Raw genomic sequence first — 24,780 nt, 5'->3', positions numbered from 1 at the left:
TTATAGTGCAATGTTTTCAATAAGTAATTTAGTAAACTCTTGTCTGTGACCGTTTTTCTTCTTGTAACCTTTTCTTCTCTTCTTTTTGAAGACGATTACTTTGTCACCTTTTACGTGATCAAGAATTTTTCCTGTCACTTTAGCGCCTTCCAATACAGGAGCGCCTACCGATACCGTACCGTTGTCATCTGCCAACAATACCTCATCGAACTCAACGGAAGCGTCAATATCGCCTTGCATCTTCGGTGCATAGACATATTGATCTTTAGTTACTTTGAACTGCTTTCCAGCTATGTTAACTATTGCGTACATACTAAGAACTTTTTATCAAAATTGAGGTGCAAATATAAGGAGGATTTCCATAAGTAAAAAACTTCACCAAAAGATTTATTTAAAAACATTAAAAAGCTGAGTGCTATAAGCTTACAAACCCCTTGTCAATCGGCACGATCCATGGCAAATTTTAACCCTACCACAAATCCATATATTGCGGCGCGTACTGAGAAGTGCTCACCCTAAAAGAGCGCAGGCTTGCACCGGTTCATGAGGATAAGTAAATGCATACAACTCCTGACAATGCCAGAAGCCTCTTTGAATCATTGAAATTTTCAATTAAAAAATCCTCACCATTTCCTTGCTTTTGTTTAGGATTTGAGAATCAAACAGTTGTTTATTTACTCATCAAAAAACAAAACAACAAACTGACTTACAATAAATTACAATAACACAATGTCATTGACTTTCGGTCAATTTTTGCTTGAATATCAGTTTGGAATATTTTTTTAATTTTTTTTCACCCCCTTCCAAATGCCCCTTAAACCGCGTTTTAATAGAATGGTAGCTTTAAATTAACACACCTTATGCATTGATATATAACAATTTATCACTAATTTGACCATTAGTCAATAACTTGAATACTCGTCACTGCCCATGGTTTTATTTTTAAAAATTGTTGGTGATATTTGTTTTACGGCTCTGCGAAAAACTGCTTTCAATCAGGCATTTTTTGAGGAACAACAAATCAAGACGGAGAGCCTATCGCAAAATAATGTAGATGAATATAAATTGATGGTAATAATAAAACTGACTGACTGATGCAAAAAACCGAACCCATATTAGAACAAGGAGATAACAGTAGATTTGTATTGTTTCCCATCCAGCATGATGACATTTGGGAATTTTACAAAAAGGCAGAGGCGAGTTTTTGGACCGCAGAAGAGATCGATCTGGGCCAGGATATGAAAGACTGGAAAAACTTAAGCGATGATGAACGTCACTTCATTTCCCATGTTTTAGCGTTTTTTGCAGCCAGTGACGGGATTGTAAACGAAAACTTGGCAGAACATTTCGTGGCAGAGGTTCAATACACTGAAGCAAAGTTCTTCTACGGCTTTCAGATTGCCATGGAAAATATCCATTCAGAAACCTACAGTCTGCTGATCGACACCTATATCAAAGAACCAAAGGAAAGAGATCGGCTGTTCAATGCTATCGAGCACTTGGATTGTGTAAAGAAAAAAGCAGACTGGGCGTTGCGCTGGATTGATGAAGGAGATTTCCAAGAAAGGCTCATTGCTTTTGCCGCTGTGGAAGGCATCTTCTTCTCCGGATCTTTCTGCTCTATCTTTTGGTTGAAAAAGCGTGGTTTGATGCCTGGGCTTACGTTCTCAAACGAACTTATCTCCAGGGATGAAGGCCTGCACTGTGACTTTGCATGTCACTTGTACACACAACACATCGTCAATCCACTACCAAAGGAAACTGTTTCAAAAATCATCCAAGATGCAGTAGCCATCGAAAAGGAATTTGTTACGGATGCCCTTCCTGTAAGGCTCATCGGGATGAATGCCGATTTGATGTGTCAATATATTGAATTTGTGGCCGACAGGCTATTATTGGAATTGGGCTGTGAAAAAGTATGGAACAGCACCAATCCGTTTGATTTTATGGACATGATCTCTCTTCAGGGCAAGACCAACTTCTTCGAGAAGCGGGTTGGCGATTATCAAAAAGCTGGGGTCATGAAAGGCAAAGATGCTTCTGATTCCGCTAAGTTTTCTGTAGAAGAGGACTTTTAATTTACTTCCCCAACCTTAAACTCCAAGTTAGCATGTTAGTAATAAAAAGAGATGGCAGAAGAGAATCGGTAAGATTCGATAAGATTACCACCCGGATAGAAAACCTCTGCGATGGGCTGGATTCCCGTTACATCCAACCCATTGAAGTGGCCAAAAAGGTGATCGACGGCCTATATGACGGTGTCACCACTTCAGAGCTGGATAACCTGGCAGCAGAAGTCTGTGCGTCCATGACCGTAAAACACCCGGATTATGCGATTCTTGCTGCACGGATCGCCATATCCAACCTGCACAAGACGACAAGCCAGTCTTTTTCAAACACCATGAAAAGACTCTACACCTATGTCAATCCAAAAACTGGAGACAATGCCGCCCTCATCGCGCCAGACGTATACGGTATCGTTAAAAAACATGCCGCTCGTCTTGATGAGATCATTGACTACAGCCGGGATTTTAACTACGACTTCTTTGGGTTCAAAACCTTGGAGCGAAGTTACCTTATAAAGCTAGACGACAAGGTAGTAGAACGTCCTCAGCACATGCTAATGCGGGTGGCCATCGGAATCCATAAGGAAGACTTGGATGCAGCCATCGAAACCTATCACCTACTTTCCGAAAAATGGTTTACGCATGCTACGCCAACGCTGTTCAATGCAGGTACACCAAAGCCACAGCTTTCTTCCTGCTTTTTGCTTACGATGAAAGAAGACAGCATTGACGGCATTTACGATACCTTAAAGCAATGCGCCAAAATCTCCCAATCAGCCGGAGGAATTGGCTTGTCCATTCATGATGTGAGGGCAAAGGGCTCCTATATCCGAGGCACAAATGGTGTTTCCAATGGCATCGTTCCCATGTTGAGAAACTTTGACATGACGGCTCGTTATGTGGACCAAGGAGGCGGAAAGCGAAAAGGAAGCTTTGCCATTTACTTGGAGCCTTGGCATGCCGATATTAAGGATTTCCTTGAGCTTAAGAAAAATCACGGAAAGGAAGAACTACGGGCTCGAGACCTTTTCTATGCGCTTTGGATTTCTGATCTGTTTATGAAAAGAGTGGAAGCCAACGAAGAATGGTCACTCTTCTGTCCAAATGAAGCGCCTGGACTTTCGGAATGTCACGGGGAAGAATTCGAGAAATTGTATGAAAAATACGAAAAAGAAGGCCGTGCACGGGAAACGGTAAAAGCACAGGAACTTTGGTTTGAAGTCTTGGAGTCTCAGATCGAAACGGGAACACCTTATATGCTGTACAAAGACGCAGCAAACGGCAAATCCAACCAAAAAAATCTCGGAACGATCAAGTCATCCAACTTGTGTACCGAGATCATGGAATACACATCTCCGGATGAGGTGGCCGTATGTAACTTGGCTTCCATCGCCTTGCCAAAATTCATCAAAACGGACAGCCAAGGCAAAAAGTCATTTGACCACCAAAAGCTCTACGAAATCACCAAAGTGGTCACCAAAAACCTCAACAGGGTTATTGACATAAACTATTACCCTGTAAAAGAGGCAGAAAAATCCAACTTCCGTCACCGACCAATCGGGATCGGGGTGCAAGGATTGGCAGATGCCTTCATTATGCTAAGAATGCCATTTGACAGTGCAGAAGCTGCTGGCCTCAATGAAGACATCTTCGAGACCATCTACTATGCTGCTATGGAAACATCCATGGAACTGGCCAAAGTCCATGGCACTTATGAAACCTATGAAGGCTCACCTGTATCCCAAGGCCAATTCCAGTTTGACCTGTGGGGAGTAACGCCTAAATCCGGCAGATGGAACTGGGCTGACCTAAAAGAAAGAGTGGCCAAATTTGGCGTGAGGAACTCCCTATTGGTGGCTCCAATGCCTACAGCCTCTACTTCTCAAATCCTTGGCAACAACGAATGTTTCGAGCCGTACACGTCAAATATTTATACCAGAAGAACCCTTTCCGGAGAATTCATTGTGGTGAACAAACACCTGATGAAAGATTTGATCAGATTGGGGCTTTGGAATGATTCCATGAAGAACAGGCTCATCGCCGCCAATGGCTCTGTACAGGATATGCCTGAAGTGCCACAAAACATCAAGGATCTCTACAAAACCGTTTGGGAAATCTCCCAAAAAGTGGTCATCAACATGGCCGCTGACCGGGGAGCATACATCTGCCAGTCCCAAAGCATGAACGTTTTCATGCAGGAGCCAAACTTTGGAAAGCTGACCTCCATGCACTTCTATGCTTGGAAAAAAGGACTAAAAACCGGTATGTACTACTTGCGTTCAAAAGCCGCAACCAGTGCCATCCAGTTTACCGTGGACAAGGAAAGCCTCAAAAACTCCCAGCAAGCTACGGCAGCGACAGAGGAGCCAAACAAAGCCAACAGTCAAGACGCGATTGCTTGCTCATTGGACAATCCGGATGATTGCGAAATGTGCGGAAGCTAAAATTTAATCCATACAACAACAAAAAGCCTGGCAATCGTCAGGCTTTTTGTTTTATTAATGGTGACGTCACTGCACCTTTAGGTTTTTTTAAACCAAAGCTACACCATCCTGGAAATAAAAGTGTTATATTTCGAAATTACAATCAACCACATGAGCTAATCATATCGTATTCTCAATAGGTATAATAGATTGAAGTACAAGCGAAATGCATATTGAATGAAACACATCACACTGGTCATTGCTTTTATCACCCTGATTCCTTTAACGTCTTTTTCTCAATCCCGAGAAGGAACGGATCGGTTATACAAACCTTTTAAAGTCGATGCCAGTATTAACCTCACCTTCCCTACAGCATCCGATCTTACCACGGGAGGAGGTTTTTTTGTGGAACCGCGATATGGTATTAATGACCACTTTAATATAGGACTCCAGCTCGGAAGCAATATTCTGGGAGAAGGTGAATCGCTTTTCAACCACCAAGAGGCCACTTACAGGGCTCAGGCCATTTCCAATCTTTCCTTAACCGGTGAATACCTCTTTGGAAAAGAAAATACCCGCCCATTTGTGGGCATCATGGCCGGAATGTACCGAAGAAGCGATTATGAAATCGTGGATTCTGACGACGGCACCATTTTTAACAAAGAAGGAAATGAAGTGAACTTTGGCTTTGCCCCACGAATAGGGGTATTGACAGGGAAGTTTCGCATGAATGTCACCTACCATGTTACCGGTCAAAACATCAGTAACTTTATCAGCATTGGATTGGGCATCCAATTTGGCGGGGGTAGGATCAAAAATGAACCCAAGAAAAATTATAGTACTTGGGAATAGTCCTAATCCCCAGTCAACTTGGAAAATTCTCTCCGCAAAATCATCCAACGTAATCTTTCAGGACCTTTTCAGCTCCTGTTTAGAAAACCACCTTCATGTAAGTGTGTCGTAAATCATAATTTCGGATCAAGCAGGAAAGATGGGGGGGAGCCTATTTCGATGGGAAAATATCTTCTTCGCCACCTTTGGTGGCTATTTGGCCACGGATGAACGCTGATAGAATGCTTAAGGCGTTGCAAATCTGTGTTCAAATCTTTTATCAGTAGCTTACTTAACTTAAAAGTTTACGATGCCCATGCCTTTGGCTATGAAAAGGACTTCTCGGCAACGCTTGGATTCATCCAGTTCATAGATGAAATAGCATCCTTTTAAATAAAGCTGCCCTCGGAAATATTGCTTGATCCGTGGTGTTATGTATGAAGTACACTCGAAAACCAGAGGTTATCTCATAAGTTCTCGTCATTGCGATTCCGATGGATATCGGAAGAAGCAATCTCGTCATACGTGCAATGAAAGCACATCGAGATCACTTCACTCCGCTCGTGATGACGGATTATTTATTTTTGAAACAACCTAGGCACATTCATAGCCATGGGTGAAGCCCATGGTAAATTAACCCATTCAACGTTTTCCGTTTTAGCCGCATTGACCGCCCTATTCTCCACCACTTCCCGCTAAAACCCATTCGAGCGGATGGAGGAAAAGCATCGTTTTAGCGGTGTGAAATTTTCTTTCATAAGAGCATGTCGAAAATCATCCCCCAGAAACATTGCTTGATCCATAATTTCTTCTTTCTACTGGCTTCTCGTACTGATTTTTCCTAAATTAAGTCTGTTCCATTTTTAACCCATTACAAAACCCTATGAACAGAGCCCATAACCTCCGCCCTTTAGCAAAAAATCAACTTTGGGATATTGTCATTATTGGTGGGGGCGCTTCCGGGTTGGGAGTGGCGCTGGATGCACTATCAAGAGGGTTGAGCGTAGCACTTTTTGAAAGAGCTGATTTTGCAAAAGGCACTTCCAGTAGAAGCACTAAATTGGTGCATGGTGGCGTCAGGTACCTGGCACAAGGCGATATTTTGCTGGTATGGGAAGCCCTTCGGGAGCGGGGAAGGATCTTAAAAAACGCTCCGCACTTGGCCCATGCCCAGCCCTTCATCATTCCCATTTACAGTCATGCCACCAAGTACTACTACACCGTTGGCCTGAAGTTTTATGATTGGATGTCCGGCTGGCTCAGCTTAGGAGACTCCAGCTTTATTTCAAAGAAAGAAACCATAAAGCGGTTACCAGAAATAAAAACAGAAGGATTACTAGGTGGTGTCGTGTATCACGATGGAGCGTTCGATGACGCCCGCCTGGCCATTGCGGTAGCTCAAACGTGTGATGACATGGGCGGATGCATCCTCAATTACATGAAAGTAACCAGCCTTACCAAAGACGGTGCGGGCATCATAACCGGTGTCAAAGTAAGGGATGCCATCCATAAAAAGAGCTATGATGTGAAAGCGAAAATGGTGGTAAATGCCACGGGGGTTTTTGCGGATAAGATTTTACAGATGGATCAGAAAGGAGCCCCCAGAATGATTCAGCCCAGCCAAGGAGTACACTTGGTATTGCCGCAGCATTTCCTTGGCGGCCAAGACGCCCTGATGATCCCCAAAACCTCCGATGGCAGGGTGTTATTTGCTGTCCCATGGCAAGGAAAACTTGTCGTGGGCACGACCGATACCATTCGCGCCAAGACCAAAATGGAACCGGAAGCCCTTTCCCGTGAAATCAATTTCATCTTAGCCAATGCAGGACAATACTTGAGCAAAAAACCAACGAGAAAAGACGTCCTGACCGTTTACGCAGGATTGCGCCCCCTTGCCGCGCCAAAGGGAGAAAGTGTAAAGACGAAAGAAATATCTAGAAACCACAAAGTCATCATTTCCGATTCCGGCCTGACCACCCTCACGGGAGGAAAGTGGACCACATTCCGCAAAATGGGAGAAGACACGGTGGACCATTTCCCACGAGTCACCGGGGAGGAAATAAAAGAAAGTCATTCTTGGGAGATCAAACTTCACGGCCATGGTGACCCTACATTAGATGACAAACACTGGAAAATTTATGGAACGGATGCTGTGAAAATTCTCCAACTCATCAAAGAGAATCCGCCATACGCCAAACTGCTCCATCCCCAATATCCCTATGTAGCCGGAGAGGTGATTTGGGCTATCAGGGAAGAAATGGCCATGCATATAGAAGATTTCCTTGCGAGAAGAATCCGTATCCTCCTGCTGGATGCTGCGGCTGCCATAGCCATGGCTCCCTTGGTGGCCTCACTCATGGCCGCAGAGCTCAAAAAGGATAAAAACTGGATAGATAACGAAGTCAGTGCATTTACCAAAATCGCTGAAAAATATTTGATCAAACCATAACATAATGACCCAAAATAAACAATTCATCATGGCGCTGGACCAAGGCACTACCAGCTCTAGGGCCATACTTTTTGACCAAAGCGGCCAATCCATTGCCATTGCCCAAAAAGATTTTAAACAACATTTTCCGAAAGCAGGCTGGGTGGAGCATGATGCCAAGGAAATCTGGACTTCCCAAGCAGCTGTCATTCTGGAAGCCATTGCACAAGCTGAAATCGAGCCCGGCCAAGTAGCGGGCATTGGTATCACCAACCAACGGGAAACGACCATTCTCTGGGACCGAAAATCAGGAAAGCCGCTGTACCGTGCCATCGTCTGGCAGGATCGACGTACTTCCGCTTATTGTAATCGACTCAAGCGGGAAGGATATCGTGACATGATCAATCAAAAAACCGGTTTGATCATTGACGCCTACTTTTCGGCTACGAAAATCAAATGGATACTGGACAATGTAGAAGGCGTGAGGGAAAAGGCCGAAAAAGGAGAGGTTTGTTTTGGGACAGTGGACAGCTGGCTGGTATGGAAGCTCACCAATGGCCAACAACACCTCACAGACATCACCAATGCCAGTCGTACCATGCTGTTTAACATCCATGATAAACAATGGGACGAAGAGCTATTGGAGCTATTTGACATTCCCAAGTCCATTTTACCGGAAGTACGGTCCAGTAGCGAAGTATACTGCACCACGGCAGGAGATATTTTTTCTGCAAAAATACCCATTGGCGGCATCGCCGGAGATCAGCAGGCCGCCCTCTTCGGCCAACGCTGTACCCAGCCCGGAATGGTCAAAACCACATACGGTACCGGCTGCTTTATGGTCATGAACACAGGTGAAAAACCCGTACAGTCCAGCAATCAATTGCTAACGACCATCGCTTGGGAAGTAGCGGGAAAGGTCCATTATGCCTTGGAGGGGAGTGTCTTTATCGGTGGTGCTGCTATCCAATGGCTCCGCGATGGACTCGCCATCTTTGAAGAAGCTGAGCAAAGTGAATCGCTGGCCACCAGTGTAGAAGACAATGGAGGCGTCTATTTTGTACCAGCCCTCACCGGCTTAGGAGCACCCTACTGGGATCAGGATGCACGAGGGGCGTTTTTCGGCATCACCAGAGGCACTACTCAAGCCCATTTCGCCCGCGCAGCTTTGGAAGCCATTGCTTTTCAGGTCTTCGATGTCTTGGCTGCCATGGAAAAAGATGCTGGTGCCAAGACCAAAGAAATGCGCGTGGACGGAGGAGCATCTGCCAATAATTTCCTGATGCAATTTCAAGCCGACTTGCTCAGAAGTGAAGTCAAACGCCCACAGATCACGGAAACAACCGCTTTGGGGGCTGCATTTTTAGCCGGTCTGGCCGTGGGCTACTGGAAAGACCAAACGGAACTGCAGCAGTTATGGAAAGAAGAGGCATCATTTCCCCCAAAATCTGATCGAAATGTTACCGATGAGCTGCTTCACTTTTGGCACAAAGCTGTCCAAAGGAGTAAAGACTGGGTGGAAGAATGAGGTGAAAATTTTCGCGACAAAATCGTCCTCACAAACCGGCAGCCTATTCCATGTAAATCCATCTTCTTACTACCCAACGAAAGTCTCGGACGCTTTACATACCCAAAACCCATAACCAAATGAACATATACATTGCTGAATTCATAGGTACAGGCCTACTCCTACTCATGGGGGCTGGTGTCGTCGCCAATGTCGTCCTGAAACAAACCAAGGGAAACAATAGCGGTTGGATCGTCATTACTACGGCTTGGGCACTCGGAGTGTTTATCGGGGTGGTGGTCGCTGGCCCTTACAGTGGTGCGCACCTTAATCCTGCTGTCAGTGTTGGTTTGGCTGTAGCAGGATTATTTGAATGGTCATTGGTACCGGGTTATGTGCTCGCACAAATCTTAGGGGCCGGTGCTGGATCATCTTTGGCTTGGCTGATATACAAGGATCATTTCGACCTTACGGATGACCCCAACCTGAAATTCGCACCATTCGCAACAGCTCCAGCCATTCGAAACCTCTCCTCAAACTTCCTTTCGGAAGTGGTTGGCACCTTTGTCTTGATATTGGTAATTCTTTATTCCACCGGTGCCAACCTGGAGGATCCAAACAATACCCCTATTGGTTTGGGTGCCTTGGGTGCATTACCTGTGGCGTTACTGGTATGGGTGATTGGATTGGCATTAGGGGGGACCACTGGCTATGCCATCAACCCTGCACGGGACCTTGGTCCACGGCTTGCCCATCAATTTTTACCCATAAAGGGCAAGGGAAGCAGTGACTGGGCATACAGCTGGGTGCCGATAGTAGGCCCTCTCATGGGAGCCTCATTGGCTGCCGCCACATTTCTTATTTTAGGATCCTAACGACGACTTAACCTCATATGATTTTTACACAACACTTTCCATTTTTGGCTACCCTCATGGCCTTCTTCATATTTTCATGCACAAAAAAACAAGCGAAAACTGAAGAAGACGGGCTACAAAATATTGTCATCAACACAAATGAGGTAAAAGACACCGTAGACATTTCCAATAGGATCAAAAACGTCACCATATCCCGACTCGAAGAAACCGAGGGAAACCATTTGGGTATGGTGGGAAAGATACTGATCGGGCCTGACCACTATATCGTTATAGACAGACATGAAACCAATCAAGCTTTTCTTTATGACAAAAAAGGCAATTTTATCAAAAACCTTATCCCTCTTGGCAATGGGCCCTTGGAAATAAATCAGCTAAACGATTGCTGGATCAATCATACGGGAACGCTAGAGGTTTATGATTACTCCCTTAAAAAAGTGGTGGTTTATAATGAGCAATTTGAACCTGACAGCACCTTTAAAACTTCTCCATCAATCATCTTTTCTAACATCTCCCCACTAAAGAACGGCGGCTATCTGGCCTACAATGAATATAGCGGATACAACGGCCCCTTCGAAGGAAAAAACTATAAGGTAGGATTTTTAAACGGCAAATTTAACCTGCAAGCCATCGCACTTCCTTATCCTGAAGGATTAAATGAAGCCCTGATTACAAGTCCGCTGAATCCGTTTTGGAAAGTAAAAGACAGCATCCGGTTTTACCAAAACTATAACCCCTATATCTACGATGTTCTGCCCAATCAACAACTTGCCAAACGGTTTAAATTAGATTATCAGCCAAATCCACTCCCCGATAATTACGAGGAAGAAATTTTCCTTCCAAACGTCAAGCTCATCTCTGACATCAGTATTCCTTTCCAAGATAAAGCCAAGGTTTATGAAGGGTATGCTGGATTTAGTGGAGCATGGAACGAATCACAGGATATTATCATGTTTTCATCTTTCGATGAGAAGCATAAGCGATTCATATCGCTGTACGATAAAAGAAAAAAAGAATCAATTGTCTCAGCCCATTCACTAGTAGAAACAGAGCGGTTCAAGATAGCGTTACTACCCTATCTGGCGTTTGATGCCGGAAAAAAAGCCTTTATTGGCGTATTGCAAGGTTGGATTCTGGAAGAATACCTGTTATTAGAAGGAAGTCCATTTAAGCCGCAAATCGGCACTGATAAAGAAAGTAATTTTCTCATCGAAGTGGTTTTCAAGTAAACATTAAGACACGTTTAATATGGAAAGGGTTAGTTCCTTTATTACAGTTCCTTTTGAAAATAAAAAAAAGCGAACCATTGCTGGTTCGCTTTCATTCATATCATTATTCTTGGATCAATCCAGCACCTTTTCAGCGAGCAGGACGATTTCATTTTCTCTCACTTCCACTACGCCTCCATCCACTTCTAAGGACTGTTTACCGTCATTAGTGGTATAAGAGACCGTTCCTTTTGCCAGTGCAGATACTACAGGAGCGTGGTTTTTCAACACTTGGAAAGCACCTGAAGCGCCAGGAAATGTTGCTTCCGAAACCTCTCCTTGAAATACCTTTTTGTCTGGTGTTATGATTTCTAAATGCATGTCTACCATTAGTTTGGTGTTAAAAAATCACAGGAATGAGCTGACGAATATGCTCATTTCCTGTGATTTGTGCCCCTCATTACAGTGGGAATAATTATTTAACCTCGGCAAGCATTTTCTCACCCTTAGCGATGGCATCATCAATGTCACCGACCAAGTTAAATGCTGCTTCAGGAAGATGATCAAGTTCACCGTCCATGATCATGTTAAATCCTTTGATGGTATCTTTGATATCTACCAACACCCCTTTCAATCCGGTAAACTGCTCGGCTACGTGGAATGGCTGGGACAAGAAACGCTGTACCCTTCTTGCTCTGTGTACGACAAGCTTATCTTCTTCAGAAAGCTCTTCCATACCAAGGATGGCAATGATATCTTGAAGTTCTTTATAACGCTGTAGCAATTCTTTTACGCGCGTAGCACATCCATAGTGCTCGTCACCCAGAATGCCTGGCTCCAAAATCCTAGAAGTAGAATCCAAAGGATCCACCGCAGGATAAATACCTAGCTCGGCGATTTTACGGGAAAGTACCGTAGTGGCATCCAAGTGGGCAAACGTAGTTGCTGGAGCGGGGTCAGTCAAGTCATCCGCAGGTACGTAAACGGCTTGTACGGAAGTAATGGAACCGTGCTTGGTAGAGGTAATTCTCTCCTGCATGGCACCCATTTCTGTTGCCAATGTAGGCTGGTAACCTACCGCAGATGGCATACGTCCCAGAAGGGCTGACACCTCAGAACCTGCTTGGGTAAATCGGAAAATATTATCAATAAAGAAAAGGATATCCTTACCAGCACCATCGCCTTCACCGTCTCGGTAATATTCAGCAAGTGTAAGACCAGTCAATGCCACACGTGCACGGGCACCTGGAGGCTCATTCATCTGACCAAACACAAAGGTTGCTTTGGACTCCTTCAATTTTTCAACGTCTACTTTAGAAAGATCCCAGCCACCTTCATTTTCAAGAGATTCTACGAAATCATCACCGTAAGTCACAATACCTGATTCGATCATCTCTCTAAGAAGGTCATTTCCTTCACGGGTTCTTTCTCCTACCCCGGCAAATACCGAAAGACCAGAGTAAGCTTTGGCGATGTTATTGATCAACTCCTGGATCAATACCGTCTTTCCTACACCGGCACCACCGAAAAGACCAATTTTACCACCTTTTGCATAAGGCTCGATCAAGTCGATAACTTTAATACCTGTATACAGCACCTCTGTCGAAGTAGAAAGGTCTTCGAACTTAGGAGCGTGTCTGTGGATAGGAAGCTTGGTAGTGGACTCTACTGCAGGAAGGCCGTCGATAGGCTCTCCTACTACATTGAAAAGTCGGCCTTTGATGCCTTCTCCTGTGGGTACAGAGATCGGAGCGCCTAAATCGATCACTTCCAAGCCTCTTCTTAAGCCTTCGGAAGAATCCATTGCAATCGTTCTAACACGATCTTCTCCTAAGTGCTGCTGAACCTCCAATACTACTTTTTGACCGTTCTCCTTAGTGATTTCGAGTGCGTCCAGGATATTCGGCAACTTCCCCCCTTCGAAAGAAATATCTACTACGGGGCCAATCACCTGAGTTATCTTACCAGTATTCGCCATTTTTGTGTATTAATGTAAAAGGAATTAATGCATTACTATTATTCGACTGCAAAATTAACTAATAAAGATTAATACCAAAGGATGTTTTAAAAATTAATCCACTTTATTGGCATTTTCTTTTTGCTAATTCCCTAAAAATTAATGAACAAACATCCCTTCTCCAAACGTCCCTCTCCTAACCAGGGTTATTCCTGGCTAAAAATACCTCCTTGCCCTGACAAACCTTGGTTTCCAGTAGGGTGAGGCCAAATTATCCTCCGTGACACCCAAAGAGGAGGAAGAATGGATAAATTGAACGCCTCGCCTTCCCTTATCCGTCACAATGCCCGCATGGGTCACCTTGTTCTTTCTCCTTCCAGTGGCAAAAAACACCACATCCCCTTTTTCCAATTTTCGCTTGGGAACTTTCTTCCCTACTTTACTTTGTGCTGATGAGCTTCGGGGAAGCTGAATGCCTGCGCGCTGAAAGGACAGGTAAAGCAGGGCCGAGCAGTCCATGCCTGACCGTGTGGTACCTCCATAGCGGTAAGGGGTCCCCCGATAGGATTTGGCCGTTTGGATGACCGTGTTGACATTTTTACGGTATGCTTTTTTTGAAGCCGAACAGGAGCTCAAAGCCATGGCAACCCATAGCGAGCAAATAATAACCAGGGAGATCTTTGGACGTCGGACCGAATACTGACTCATGAAGATTTCAAATTTTCTCAATAATAGTTAAGTCTTGGCCATGATGCAACTTTTGTACAAAAAGGGATATTTCCAAAAATGTAAATAAATTATCCCACCGTGAAACTTGAACTTCAAACATTAGGTTTATAGCTTTATAGCTTCTTGAAAAGAAACCACCCCAATACACTGACTACAAGATGATTAGAGAAGAGTTCAAAAAACTACCTTTGCATAAAAAGATCCATAAACTCTATACGGAAGGGACTTTCGTAGTAGGGATCAGGTATTATGCACATAAGGTGAATTTATACCTTCTCGACAATGAATACATTGAGGTTTTCTACAACCATAAACTGGACAAGATCGACAAGATCGATTTTCTGAATCAAGACCATACCCGAATGAAATTTTACCTTGACCAGATCAACCTTAACATCTAACCAACTGCCTGTTCCGGACATCTTTTTCTCAGGCTTTCTCGGACAATGCCTTGTGAACTTTCATCACTTGAGGAATCAACATTTGATTTTCCTTATTAGAGATCGTAAAATCGGCCTGTTTATTTTTTTGGGTATCGGACCATTGCCGCTCCATAATGGCCAGAACCTGCTCCCTTGATCGATGGGCATCCCTGGACAACACCCGCGAAATCCTTAAATCCACAGGGGCAAAAACATGAATGACATGATCCAAATCCTGATAGGAACCGGTCTCAAAAAGCAAAGCAGCTTCCTTCAGCACATACGGGGCATCTTGTCGTGCTGCCCAAGCTTCAAAATCATCCTTTACAGCAGGATGCACCAGTCCATTGATGCGTTTGGTCTGTTCGGGATCTGAAAACACTTTCCCAGCCAAAAAGGGCCTGTTCAGGGTCCCGTCTTCATGGTAAGCCTCCTTCCCAAACTGCGCAGCAATTTGCTCCTTTAGCGAAGGGGAATTTGCCATCAACCATTTGGCACGGTCATCTGCATAGTACACCGGAATCCCCAGCGTTTGAAAAATTTTGGCGGCCGTGGTCTTTCCTGCTCCAATACCTCCAGTAATCCCGACCAGTAAGGGCTTATGGTTCTGCATATAATAACTTAAATGTGTTTGGCTCCACCTCTACGGAGGTAATATAGTCAGGCATTCCTTTTACCTCCAGCACCACGGTACTGTCTTCCCGATTCCTTTTCCGATAATCGACGACCGCTTCCAGCTCCAGTTCCCGCAATGACTGAACCTCTCTTTCATCCACTCGATAGGTCATTAAAACCGAATTGAGCTCATTATCAAGGGTTACGTTTTCTGGAAAGTTAACCTTTTTCAGCTTCAAGCGTTTATTCCCCTCCAAAAAAGCCACCACTTCAAATTGCACATGAACAGTCTTGGGCGTTACACTTACCAGTGAGTGGTACCGCTCAGGAAGTATCAAGGGAACATATTGGTCAAAATCATCCTCTATATCGGTTTCTTCAAGGGTAAGCACCAACTCCTCTCCCAGTTCCGCTACTTTACTCTCGGCACCCTTTAAAACCACCGTAGCAGGATCCCACGAAAGGTCTCCCCCAAACTGATGGTGAGGGGCCAATGTCATCCCTCCGGTATCCAGCACAATTTCCGTTTCATGCTCCACAATCCTATCAAAGTCAAACTTCAAACTGTCAGTTAAAACAGCCACCAGACTGGTCGGCTCCAAGATCTCCGCCAGATTGCGCCTGTATTCAGATGAGAGCAAATAATTACGTTCATCAGGATTGGTCAGCTCAATATTAAAGGGCGTTACATTGAATTTGAAATATTTTCGAAAAAGGTCCCAGCCATTGCCATTGATTTCAATCCTTATCTCAGAAGGCAAGTCCTCGATGGCCATGTACTCCTCTGCATTATATTGAAAAGCAATCGGATAATCCACCACCGTCACGTAATTATCCTTATTGAGGGCATTTAAAACCCAAAAAGTGGTGGCCGCTATAACGCAGAGGACCACCACTTTGATATCAGAAGTTTTATTTTTCTTTAACTTTCCGAAGTATTTTTGAAACCTGTTCAAGACCCCGTCCTATTTAGTTCCGCTGGATTTTTTTGAAAACTCCGCTGATACGGCTGATTTTTCCACTTTGATTTTCAAGCCTTTGTCCAGTTCAATCAGGACAGTTTCACCTTCTATGGCATATACTTTTCCATGGATACCTCCAATGGTCACCACTTGGTCGCCCTTTTTGATGGACTCTATAAAGTTCTTGGCGTCTTTTTGTTTCTTTTGCTGAGGCCTGATCATAAAGAAATACATAATCAGGATAATTCCTCCAAAAAGGAATACTTGCCCCATAATGCCGCTGCCTCCGGCTCCTTGTGCTTGTAATAAAATTGTATTGGTCATGGTTACTTTTTCACTGGACCAGCTACATTGCTGGCTGTACTGTTTGTATTTACGGTTCCTTTTAGTTTAAGCTTGGTGATGCTTGGAGAGGTATTGGCCGTAATGGTCACCGTGGGGCTTTGCGCACCGGATTTATGTGCGGAATTAAACCTGACCTTTACATGTCCCTCTTCACCCGGTTTGACAGGTTGCTTGCTCCAATCGGGCGTGGTACACCCGCATGAGGCCTGTACATTGGAAATAATCAATGGAGACTGCCCGTCATTGGTGAAGGTAAACGTATGCTCTACTACTTTGCCTTGGTCAATGGTACCAAAGTCAAACTGCATGTCATCAAATTTAAATTTGCCCAATGAAGACGGATCTATTTGGGCCACGCTCTGTACGTTGGAGGGTTGCCGAGGCTGGGCGGCTTGATTTTGCTCCAGCTGGGCGATTTTCTGCTCCAACTCCTCTATTTTCTCCTTGTTTTTGCTGTCACAACTTCCCACAAAAAGAGAACCTGCAAGTAATATTGCAGGCAAGAATGAATATTTCATAACTGAAACTGGTTAGTTATTTTCTTTATTGATCTGGTCAATAAGCTTATTGACATCGGTCAGCAGGTTTTCTGCTTTGTTTTTCGCGTCTGTGATTACCTTTTTACCTTCAGACTTCGCCTCATTTAGCGGAAGGTCTTTCCCTTCTACCAAGTCCTTGATAATATCCTCCAGCTCTGCCTTGTATTTTGACAGTTGATAGGACAGCTTATCCCTGGTATTGTTACCGGAATCAGGTGCAAATAAAACCCCGAATGCCGCACCTACACCAGCACCGAGTACAAAAGCCAAAATCGAATTACTCTGTTTGCTCATAGTTAAATAATGTTTATTTGTTGTCCAAAAGCCCTCTGCCACTTTTACGGATTTTTCCCTGATCGGTTAGCTCTTTGGCTAATACATCTAGTAAACCGTTGACAAATTGCTTACTTTTAGGCGTACTGTACGTTTTTGAAATATCAATATACTCATTGATGGTTACTTTCACAGGGATACTTGGAAAAAATAACATCTCTGTGACCGCCATTGAAATGATAATCTTATCCGTAGAGGCGATTCGCTCGATATCCCAATTCTTGGTCTTTTCTGCGATCAAAGCCCTATTTGCCTCGTCGTTTTCAATGGTCAAGTTAAAGATATTTTGAAAAAATTCCTTATCCTCTTCCCAGTTTATCGCAATTTCAGGAAGGCTGTATTCCTCCTGATTTTCTGCTTCCAGTACATTCTTAAGTACCTTGATCGCCAAACTTCTTACCACGGCCTTGTTTTCGGTCCAACTAAGGTCTTTCTCTGAAAAAAGGCTTAAAATAGCATCTGTTTTAAAAAGAATCTTCTTGGTCAAATCCATTAAAATATCAAGATCCTCTTCCATGGTCGGCTCACTCAGCTGCATGTATTCTTGATAGCGCTCCCAAGGTTTTACGTACTCACGATACCACTCTTGGATTTCCATTTCCAGATCTTCCACATCGGCCTGCTGACGTATACTGGCCGTCGTAAAAGCCGGAGCTCCTTTCAAATAATCAATGACTTTGTTATTTGCCAAATTCAGCTCTCCACTAACGGAGGAGACCTGCTCTTGGTTCAGCTTCCGCTTGCGGTCATACTCCCGCTGAACGTGCTCACTGAAACCGACAAGGATCTGAATCGCCAAAAGGTAAAGTGCTGGAATATGCTCGGCCGCATCCACCATGTTGTTGCGCAGAAAATCCAAATCCTTTTGGTTTTTCTGATGGTAGAGATTGATGGCCTTGATGGCTTCTGATTTTACCTTGGTGGCATAATCCCCGGAAGCAATCAACGCTTTATTGTTCAGGTTTTTGGAAAAAAGGGTGATGGTCTCTTCGGCATCCTTCCGCAGTTGACCCTTATCCTGCACTTCCATGCTGTTCAGGTCAGGCTGAAACGCATCTCTGACATAATCCTTGGCTAGATTGAGATTGGAAGCCTTGCACTGCTCGTAAGCATACAAACTTTGGAAAGCCTTGACTCTAAGAATTCTTCTGTTTAACATTACCTGAATATAAAGAACGTAATTTTGATTTGGTTTATCAGCAAGGACCTCTATGGCGCCCCCACTGTTTGGTTAAGTGCAAAGTTATTAAATAAAAAAACCAAATGCACGGAATTTATGTTCCATTGCATTTGGTTTCTAAAAGAGTTAATATTTCAATAATCTTTTAATAAGATGACTTCACCTTTCCGATGCTCTGGATCCTGTTCCAAGCCAGTTCGATCGCTGCTTGCTGTGCAGGAATACGCTCTTTCTCTGATTTGTTAAGAATGGCCAAACAAGTGTCATAGATTTTTTCTGCCTGTTGATAGGCTGCTTCCCTATTGTATCCACCCAGGTATTCCGCATAGACATTAATCAGTCCACCTGCATTGATCAAAAAGTCCGGTGCATACACCACTCCTTTTTCCAACAACAACTGTCCATGCTTCTGCTCATCTTCCAGCTGGTTGTTTGCCGCACCAGCAATCACCGAGCATTTCAACCGATCGATCGTCTTATCGTTAACCGTCGCACCCAACGCGCAAGGAGCATAAATATCCATGTTTACATCATAGATTTCATCCGGGGCCACAACCGTAGCACCGGTAGCTGTCGCCACTTCTTTCAGCCGGTCTTCAAAAATATCGGTCACATAAATTTCAGCGCCTTCTTTTACCAAATGATCGATCAAATGCCTTCCCACTTGACCAATCCCCTGAACGGCCACTTTTTTTCCTTTCAAAGCATCGGTTCCAAAGGCTTTTTTAGCAGACGCCTTCATTCCCAAATATGCGCCGTAAGCAGTTACGGGAGAAGGATCACCACCTCCACCGTGGATTTCTGGAAGCCCGGTTACATGGGACGTCTCCATGGCAATGTACTCCATGTCCCTCGTCTTCATGTTTACATCTTCGGCAGTGATATACCGACCACCGAGACTCTCTACAAACCGTCCAAACCTTCTAAGAAAGGCCTCACTTTTGAGCTTGGGATCACCTATGATCACGGCCTTACCACCCCCGATGTTCAAACCGGAAATAGCAGCCTTGAAGGTCATCCCCCTCGAAAGGCGCAACACATCCGTAATGGCCTCCTGCTCGGAAGTATAATTCCACATCCTGGTACCGCCCAATGCAGGCCCAAGTACCGTATTGTGAACGCCAATAATGGCCTTCAAACCGGTAGGTTCATCATAGCAGATGACCAATTGCTCATGTCCTAAAGAAGTGATCTGTCCGTATATCGATCCCTCTTTTATTTTTTCCTCCGTTTTAACCTCTATCATATGAACTTTGACGTTTAGATTGTGTTATATTTGGGTAAGTCTTGCCGCAAAGGTAATGCTTTAAAATTAAATTCTAAAGCATGCTACAATAAAGCTAATAAAAAGACTATTGTAAAACAAAATTAACTATTTAAAAATTTTTATTTCGTGAGCTCACTCTGGAGACTGAACAAATACCTCTATAAATATAAAGGATATCTGCTTTTAGGGATACTCTTTACTATTATTTCCAATATTTTCGTCATGATCCCTGCCCAACTGGTAAGGGTCGCCATCGATTATGTCGTGGAAAGTTTCAGCTTTTATCAGATGTTTGAGCAAGGAGCAAGTACCGCAAGCATTCGTGCTGCTTTCCTGGATTTCATCTTTGTATTTGGGGTACTGATCCTCGCCATGGCCTTTCTAAGGGGGTTCTTTCTATTTCTGATCAGACAAACCATCATTGTGATGTCTCGATTGATCGAGTATGATTTGAAAAATGAGATTTTCGCGCATTACCAACAGCTGCCGCTAAGTTTTTACAGGAAAAACAGCACCGGAGACCTGATGGCCCGCATTACTGAAGACGTAAGCCGCGTACGAATGTATTTCGGCCCTGCCTTAATGTATGGCATCAACCTACTGGTACTCTTCCCATTGGTAATTGGCTACATGCTGACCGTCAATGTTCCGCTGACCATTTATTCCCTTTTACCGCTTCCGGTACTCTCCATCAGCATTTACATTGTCAACAACATGATCAATGAGCGCTCTGAGAAGATCCAGCGCAGCCTTAGCGGACTGAGTACCTTTGTACAGGAATCCTTTTCCGGCATTCGAGTGCTCAAAGCTTTTGTCCGGGAGGAAGACAGCAGCCATAAATTCGCAACAGCAAGTGAAGATTACAAGGAAAAATCCATCAGCCTCACCAAAGTACAAGCGCTATTCTTCCCCCTGATCATGGGACTGGTCGGCATAAGCACCATCATTACCGTATACGTAGGTGGAAATCAGGTGATCGACGGCACCATTGGCTATGGGGTAATCGCGGAGTTCATCCTCTACGTCAACATGCTGACCTGGCCAGTAACTTCCCTAGGATGGATTACCAGCATTGTGCAGCGGGCCGCTGCTTCCCAGACCAGAATCAATGAATTCCTGGATGAAAAAAACACCATCACCAGTGACGAACACCTTACCGAAGACATCCATGGCACAATAAAGTTCCAAGACATATCTTTTGAATACCCTGATTCTGGAATCAAAGCCCTGAAAAACGTCTCCTTCTCCATCCATGCTGGAGAATCACTCGCAATCATCGGCACGACGGGATCCGGAAAATCCACCATCGCCAACCTGCTCATGCGAATGTACGACCCTGTATCGGGTGAGATTATCGTGGATGACCATCCCTTAAAAGCTTACGACCTTTCACACCTCCGTAAAAATATCGGCTACGTACCTCAAGATGTTTTCCTTTTTAGCGATAGCATTTCCAACAACATCGGCTTTGGACTGGACCACATCCCGCAAGAAGTAGTCGAAAAAGCGGCAAAAGACGCCGATGTATACCAAAACATCATGGATTTCCCTAATGGATTCGAAACCCGACTTGGAGAACGGGGCATCACCCTTAGTGGTGGACAGAAACAACGAGTCTCCATTGCCAGGGCCATTGCCAAAGATCCTTCTATTTTATTGCTTGACGACTGCCTTTCTGCAGTGGACACCAAAACGGAAAATGTCATCCTCAATGCTCTCAAAGGCATTATGGAAGGCAGAACCTCCATCATCATCTCTCACCGGGTATCTTCTGCCAAACTGGCCGACAAAATCATCGTACTCGATGATGGCAAACTCGTGGAAGAAGGGTCGCACGAAACATTGATGGCCAGCAAAGGTGTGTATGCTGAACTTTACGAAAAGCAAACACAATCCGGCGAAACCATGGAAAAGTAACGTACCGGAAAAACTCATATATAAAAAAGGCTTTGGCAGGGTTTAACCCCGCCAAAGCCTTTTTTCATTTCATAACTGCTGCGCTGTGCCCTTGACCTATTGTCAGTTTAGCTAGCTGACACCACTTATCAAAGCTCCTCTTCCCGCTCCAGCATCAAAATGGCACTTTGCGAAACAATGTAAAACTTCTCTCCCTCATAGATGACTTCATGTGCCCCGTTTAATAGAAATATAGCCAAATCACCCTCTTTGGCCTGCAAAGGCACATAACGGATATTCTCATCTTTCTCTTTCCAAGGCTCATCCTCTTCTACATGCATGGGAATGGGATAACCAGGACCAGCTTTCATGATATAGCCTTGCTGTACCTTCTCTTTTTCCTGTACCCCTGGTGGCAGGTATAAACCACTGGAAGTTTTCTCATTTGCCTTTTTGAGCTTGATTAACACCCGGTCTCCCACGACCACCAATTTTTTCAATTTATTGTCTTCTGTCAAACGCATGGTTTCCTGCTTTTCTCAAATTTCTACCAAAACGACCCCATTACTTAAGGCGTTGCTTCACCGAAACCGCAAGGAATCACCGCTAGACGCCAATTCCTTTAAGTCCAAGATATAGCATCCATTTGGTGTCTTTGGGACGTTATGGCATTTTTATTTATTCGTGGTTTTACCAGTAAGCAAACTGCCAATCCCCAACTTTTCGGATTGATCCTCGAAAACCGAAAGCGGCATCACCGATGCCTGACTTGCTCTTGGGGAAACTAATGGGGCCAAACAAACAAAAAGCACCTCGATTGCTCGAGATGCTTTTGTTTTAGGAATCCCGAAGAATATTATTTCTTATCTTCTTCGTTTACTTCTTCATAATCTACATCAGACACGCCATCACCAGATTCCGCTCCGGCATCAGCAGAGGCTCCCTCTCCTGCACCAGCTCCAGCAGCACCTTCCGCACCGGCAGCTCCTTGGGTGGCATTGTACATCTCAGTGGATGCTGCTTCCCAAGCTTTGTTAAGCTCCTCGATGGCTGGTGTGATAGCAGCCAGATCCTGTGATTGGTGTGCAGTCTTCAGTTTTTCCAACGCACCGTTGATATTGGTCTTGTTAGCATCGGATAGCTTATCACCAAATTCTTTCAGCTGCTTCTCCGTTTGGAAAATCAAGCTGTCTGCTTGGTTAAGCTTCTCGATTTTTTCTTTCTCTTCTTTATCAGAAGCAGCGTTAGCCTCTGCTTCTTTTTTCATTCTTTCGATTTCGTCATCTGAAAGTCCAGAAGAAGCTTCGATCTTGATCTTTTGCTCTTTTCCTGTGCCCTTGTCTTTGGCCGACACATGAAGGATACCGTTCGCATCAATGTCAAACGTCACTTCAATTTGAGGAACGCCTCTTGGTGCTGGCGGAATATCCGCAAGTTGGAACCTACCGATGCTTCGGTTGTCCTTCGCCAATGGACGCTCTCCTTGAAGCACGTGGATGTCCACAGCCGGCTGGTTATCTGCAGCTGTAGAGAACACCTCTGACTTCTTGGAAGGAATGGTCGTATTCGCCTCGATCAACTTCGTGGACACACCACCCATGGTCTCGATACCCAAGGAAAGTGGCGTCACATCCAATAGCAATACGTCTTTCACCTCTCCGGTCAATACACCACCTTGGATCGCTGCACCAATGGCAACTACCTCGTCAGGGTTTACGCCTTTGGAAGGCTTCTTACCAAAGAACTTCTCTACTTCTTCCTGGATTTTAGGGATACGGGTAGAACCCCCTACCAAGATCACTTCATCGATTTCAGAAGCAGATAGTCCTGCATCAGAAAGCGCTTTCTTACATGGTTCGAGAGAACGTCTCACCAAATCTTCGGAAAGCTGCTCGAATTTTGCACGGCTCAGGTTTCTTACCAAGTGCTTCGGACCGCTTTGGGTCGCAGTGATGTATGGCAAGTTGATTTCTGTAGAGGAAGAACTCGAAAGTTCGATTTTAGCCTTTTCAGCAGCTTCTTTCAAACGCTGAAGGGCCATTGGGTCTTGCTTCAAATCAATATCTTCTTCACTCTTGAATTCATCCGCTAGCCAGTTGATGATCACTTGGTCAAAGTCATCACCACCCAAGTGTACGTCACCGTTGGTAGACTTCACTTCAAATACACCATCACCCAACTCAAGGATTGAAATATCGAAGGTACCACCACCAAGGTCATACACCGCGATTTTCATGTCTTGATCCTTCTTGTCCATACCATAGGCCAAGGCTGCGGCAGTAGGCTCGTTAATGATACGTTTCACGTCCAGCCCGGCAATTTGGCCAGCCTCCTTGGTCGCTTGACGCTCAGCATCATTAAAGTATGCTGGAACGGTAATCACGGCTTCTGTGACTTCCTGACCCAAGAAATCTTCTGCTGTGGACTTCATTTTTTGAAGAATCATAGCAGAAAGCTCCTGAGGAGTATAGCTTCTGTCGCCTATCTTTACGGCTACCGTATCGTTAGCTCCTTGCTCTACTTTATAGGAAGCATGCTTTTTCTCATCGGATACCTCAGAGAATTTTTTACCCATAAACCTTTTCACGGATGAAATGGTATTGGCTGGGTTGGTGATAGCTTGTCTTTTGGCAGGATCACCTACTTTTCGTTCTCCATTTCCATTGTCCAAAAATGCCACAATGGAAGGAGTGGTTCTTCTTCCCTCACTGTTTTGGATAACCACCGGTTCGTTACCCTCCATTACGGCTACGCAGGAGTTTGTGGTTCCCAAGTCTATACCAATAATTTTTCCCATAACTAATTGTATTTCTTAATTTATTTCTTGTTTTCGTAATTCGCTTATTTGCTCGAAAACATAATTAACAAGTCATGTGCCAACCCATTTTTTGACTTTACCTGTGCCAGATTGGCAGCAAATATGACATCCTCTCTTCCACTCCGGTCATTATGCTGTCAAGGATCTCCTGAAATCATGCATCCTTGTCACCTTTTTTGGATCTTCACCACACTACTCACCCCATCCCTTCATTTTTCTATTCCCTTTTTCGCAGTTTTCCTGTTTAACTGCCCCTTAATTTTCTTCTTGTCCACATGCTTTTATCATCCCATCCCTTTCTGCCAGCAGTTGGTCACATTTATTTTAAAAAAAGCACGATTCTGAAGAAATTCATGCAACCATTTCACCTAAAGGTGCATCT

22 protein-coding genes are annotated in these 24,780 nt (G+C 44.3%); 9 read left to right on the top strand and 13 right to left on the bottom strand.

From position 1 onward, the window contains the following. Nucleotides 1–312 (bottom strand): 50S ribosomal protein L21, encoded by a 312-nt coding sequence (rplU, locus tag ECHVI_RS08700; protein WP_015265602.1) that lies wholly within the window; start codon nucleotides 310–312, stop codon nucleotides 1–3. A 782-nt stretch (nucleotides 313–1,094) separates the two neighbouring features. Here rplU and ECHVI_RS08695 point away from each other — a divergent pair. The 7 genes from ECHVI_RS08695 (at nucleotide 1,095) to ECHVI_RS08665 (ending at nucleotide 11,356) form a co-directional block, all read left to right on the top strand. After that, nucleotides 1,095–2,078 (top strand): ribonucleotide-diphosphate reductase subunit beta, encoded by a 984-nt coding sequence (locus ECHVI_RS08695; protein ID WP_015265601.1) that lies wholly within the window; start codon nucleotides 1,095–1,097, stop codon nucleotides 2,076–2,078. 32 nt (nucleotides 2,079–2,110) lie between these two features. Then, entirely contained in the window at nucleotides 2,111–4,510 is a 2,400-nt protein-coding gene (locus ECHVI_RS08690; protein WP_015265600.1) for a ribonucleoside-diphosphate reductase subunit alpha, read from the top strand. A gap of 216 nt (nucleotides 4,511–4,726) precedes the next feature. Then, entirely contained in the window at nucleotides 4,727–5,341 is a 615-nt protein-coding gene (locus tag ECHVI_RS08685) for a hypothetical protein (RefSeq protein WP_015265599.1), read from the top strand. An 862-nt stretch (nucleotides 5,342–6,203) separates the two neighbouring features. Continuing rightward, nucleotides 6,204–7,769, top strand: a complete 1,566-nt coding sequence (locus ECHVI_RS08680; protein ID WP_015265598.1) for a glycerol-3-phosphate dehydrogenase/oxidase — start codon at nucleotides 6,204–6,206, stop codon at nucleotides 7,767–7,769. A 4-nt stretch (nucleotides 7,770–7,773) separates the two neighbouring features. Then, the gene (glpK, locus tag ECHVI_RS08675) at nucleotides 7,774–9,276 is read left to right on the top strand and encodes a glycerol kinase GlpK (RefSeq protein ID WP_015265597.1); all 1,503 of its coding nucleotides are present in this window, start codon (nucleotides 7,774–7,776) and stop codon (nucleotides 9,274–9,276) included. A 119-nt stretch (nucleotides 9,277–9,395) separates the two neighbouring features. After that, nucleotides 9,396–10,130 (top strand): MIP/aquaporin family protein, encoded by a 735-nt coding sequence (locus ECHVI_RS08670; RefSeq protein WP_015265596.1) that lies wholly within the window; start codon nucleotides 9,396–9,398, stop codon nucleotides 10,128–10,130. A 17-nt stretch (nucleotides 10,131–10,147) separates the two neighbouring features. Then, nucleotides 10,148–11,356: a 6-bladed beta-propeller gene (locus tag ECHVI_RS08665; protein ID WP_015265595.1), complete on the top strand. Its 1,209-nt coding sequence runs from the start codon at nucleotides 10,148–10,150 to the stop codon at nucleotides 11,354–11,356. A 114-nt stretch (nucleotides 11,357–11,470) separates the two neighbouring features. On the opposite strand, the gene atpC is transcribed toward ECHVI_RS08665, so the two are convergent. From atpC to ECHVI_RS08650, 3 genes are all read right to left on the bottom strand, one after another. Continuing rightward, on the bottom strand, nucleotides 11,471–11,716 hold the full coding sequence (atpC, locus tag ECHVI_RS08660; protein ID WP_041739649.1) for an ATP synthase F1 subunit epsilon: 246 nt from the start codon (nucleotides 11,714–11,716) through the stop codon (nucleotides 11,471–11,473). 94 nt (nucleotides 11,717–11,810) lie between these two features. Continuing rightward, entirely contained in the window at nucleotides 11,811–13,313 is a 1,503-nt protein-coding gene (gene atpD / locus ECHVI_RS08655) for a F0F1 ATP synthase subunit beta (RefSeq protein WP_015265593.1), read from the bottom strand. Between the two features lie 195 nt (nucleotides 13,314–13,508). After that, entirely contained in the window at nucleotides 13,509–14,000 is a 492-nt protein-coding gene (locus ECHVI_RS08650; protein ID WP_015265592.1) for a C40 family peptidase, read from the bottom strand. A gap of 179 nt (nucleotides 14,001–14,179) precedes the next feature. On the opposite strand from ECHVI_RS08650, the gene ECHVI_RS08645 reads away from it, so the two are divergent. Then, nucleotides 14,180–14,422, top strand: a complete 243-nt coding sequence (locus tag ECHVI_RS08645; protein ID WP_015265590.1) for a hypothetical protein — start codon at nucleotides 14,180–14,182, stop codon at nucleotides 14,420–14,422. A gap of 28 nt (nucleotides 14,423–14,450) precedes the next feature. On the opposite strand, the gene coaE is transcribed toward ECHVI_RS08645, so the two are convergent. The 7 genes from coaE to ECHVI_RS08610 all read right to left on the bottom strand — a co-directional run bounded on the left by coaE (nucleotide 14,451) and on the right by ECHVI_RS08610 (nucleotide 19,663). Next, nucleotides 14,451–15,056: a dephospho-CoA kinase gene (gene coaE / locus ECHVI_RS08640; protein WP_015265589.1), complete on the bottom strand. Its 606-nt coding sequence runs from the start codon at nucleotides 15,054–15,056 to the stop codon at nucleotides 14,451–14,453. Next, on the bottom strand, nucleotides 15,043–16,014 hold the full coding sequence (locus tag ECHVI_RS08635; protein ID WP_015265588.1) for a YbbR-like domain-containing protein: 972 nt from the start codon (nucleotides 16,012–16,014) through the stop codon (nucleotides 15,043–15,045). The genes coaE and ECHVI_RS08635 overlap by 14 nt, the downstream gene beginning before the upstream one ends. Nucleotides 16,015–16,023: 9 nt before the next feature. Further along, entirely contained in the window at nucleotides 16,024–16,344 is a 321-nt protein-coding gene (yajC, locus tag ECHVI_RS08630; RefSeq protein WP_015265587.1) for a preprotein translocase subunit YajC, read from the bottom strand. Nucleotides 16,345–16,346: 2 nt separating this feature from the next. Then, complete coding sequence (locus ECHVI_RS08625) at nucleotides 16,347–16,883, bottom strand: DUF1573 domain-containing protein (protein ID WP_015265586.1); 537 nt, start codon at nucleotides 16,881–16,883, stop codon at nucleotides 16,347–16,349. A gap of 12 nt (nucleotides 16,884–16,895) precedes the next feature. Then, nucleotides 16,896–17,198 carry a YtxH domain-containing protein gene (locus tag ECHVI_RS08620; RefSeq protein ID WP_015265585.1) on the bottom strand — a complete coding sequence of 101 codons (303 nt, stop codon included), beginning with the start codon at nucleotides 17,196–17,198 and terminating at the stop codon, nucleotides 16,896–16,898. Nucleotides 17,199–17,211: 13 nt separating this feature from the next. Further along, complete coding sequence (gene nusB, locus ECHVI_RS08615) at nucleotides 17,212–18,396, bottom strand: transcription antitermination factor NusB (RefSeq protein ID WP_015265584.1); 1,185 nt, start codon at nucleotides 18,394–18,396, stop codon at nucleotides 17,212–17,214. 166 nt (nucleotides 18,397–18,562) lie between these two features. Continuing rightward, nucleotides 18,563–19,663: a Glu/Leu/Phe/Val family dehydrogenase gene (locus tag ECHVI_RS08610; RefSeq protein WP_015265583.1), complete on the bottom strand. Its 1,101-nt coding sequence runs from the start codon at nucleotides 19,661–19,663 to the stop codon at nucleotides 18,563–18,565. A gap of 147 nt (nucleotides 19,664–19,810) precedes the next feature. Here ECHVI_RS08610 and ECHVI_RS08605 point away from each other — a divergent pair, with 147 nt between their 5' ends. Then, nucleotides 19,811–21,601, top strand: a complete 1,791-nt coding sequence (locus ECHVI_RS08605) for an ABC transporter ATP-binding protein (protein WP_015265582.1) — start codon at nucleotides 19,811–19,813, stop codon at nucleotides 21,599–21,601. 128 nt (nucleotides 21,602–21,729) lie between these two features. Here the strand turns inward: ECHVI_RS08605 and ECHVI_RS08600 are convergent, their stop codons facing one another. Further along, entirely contained in the window at nucleotides 21,730–22,104 is a 375-nt protein-coding gene (locus ECHVI_RS08600; protein ID WP_015265581.1) for a co-chaperone GroES, read from the bottom strand. A 332-nt stretch (nucleotides 22,105–22,436) separates the two neighbouring features. Further along, complete coding sequence (gene dnaK, locus ECHVI_RS08595) at nucleotides 22,437–24,377, bottom strand: molecular chaperone DnaK (RefSeq protein WP_015265580.1); 1,941 nt, start codon at nucleotides 24,375–24,377, stop codon at nucleotides 22,437–22,439. Nucleotides 24,378–24,780 lie beyond the last annotated feature (403 nt).

Source organism: Echinicola vietnamensis DSM 17526, assembly GCF_000325705.1.
GTDB lineage: Bacteria > Bacteroidota > Bacteroidia > Cytophagales > Cyclobacteriaceae > Echinicola > Echinicola vietnamensis.
The sequence above is the reverse complement of the archived record's forward strand: the minus strand, read 5'-3'. Positions and strand labels throughout refer to the sequence as shown.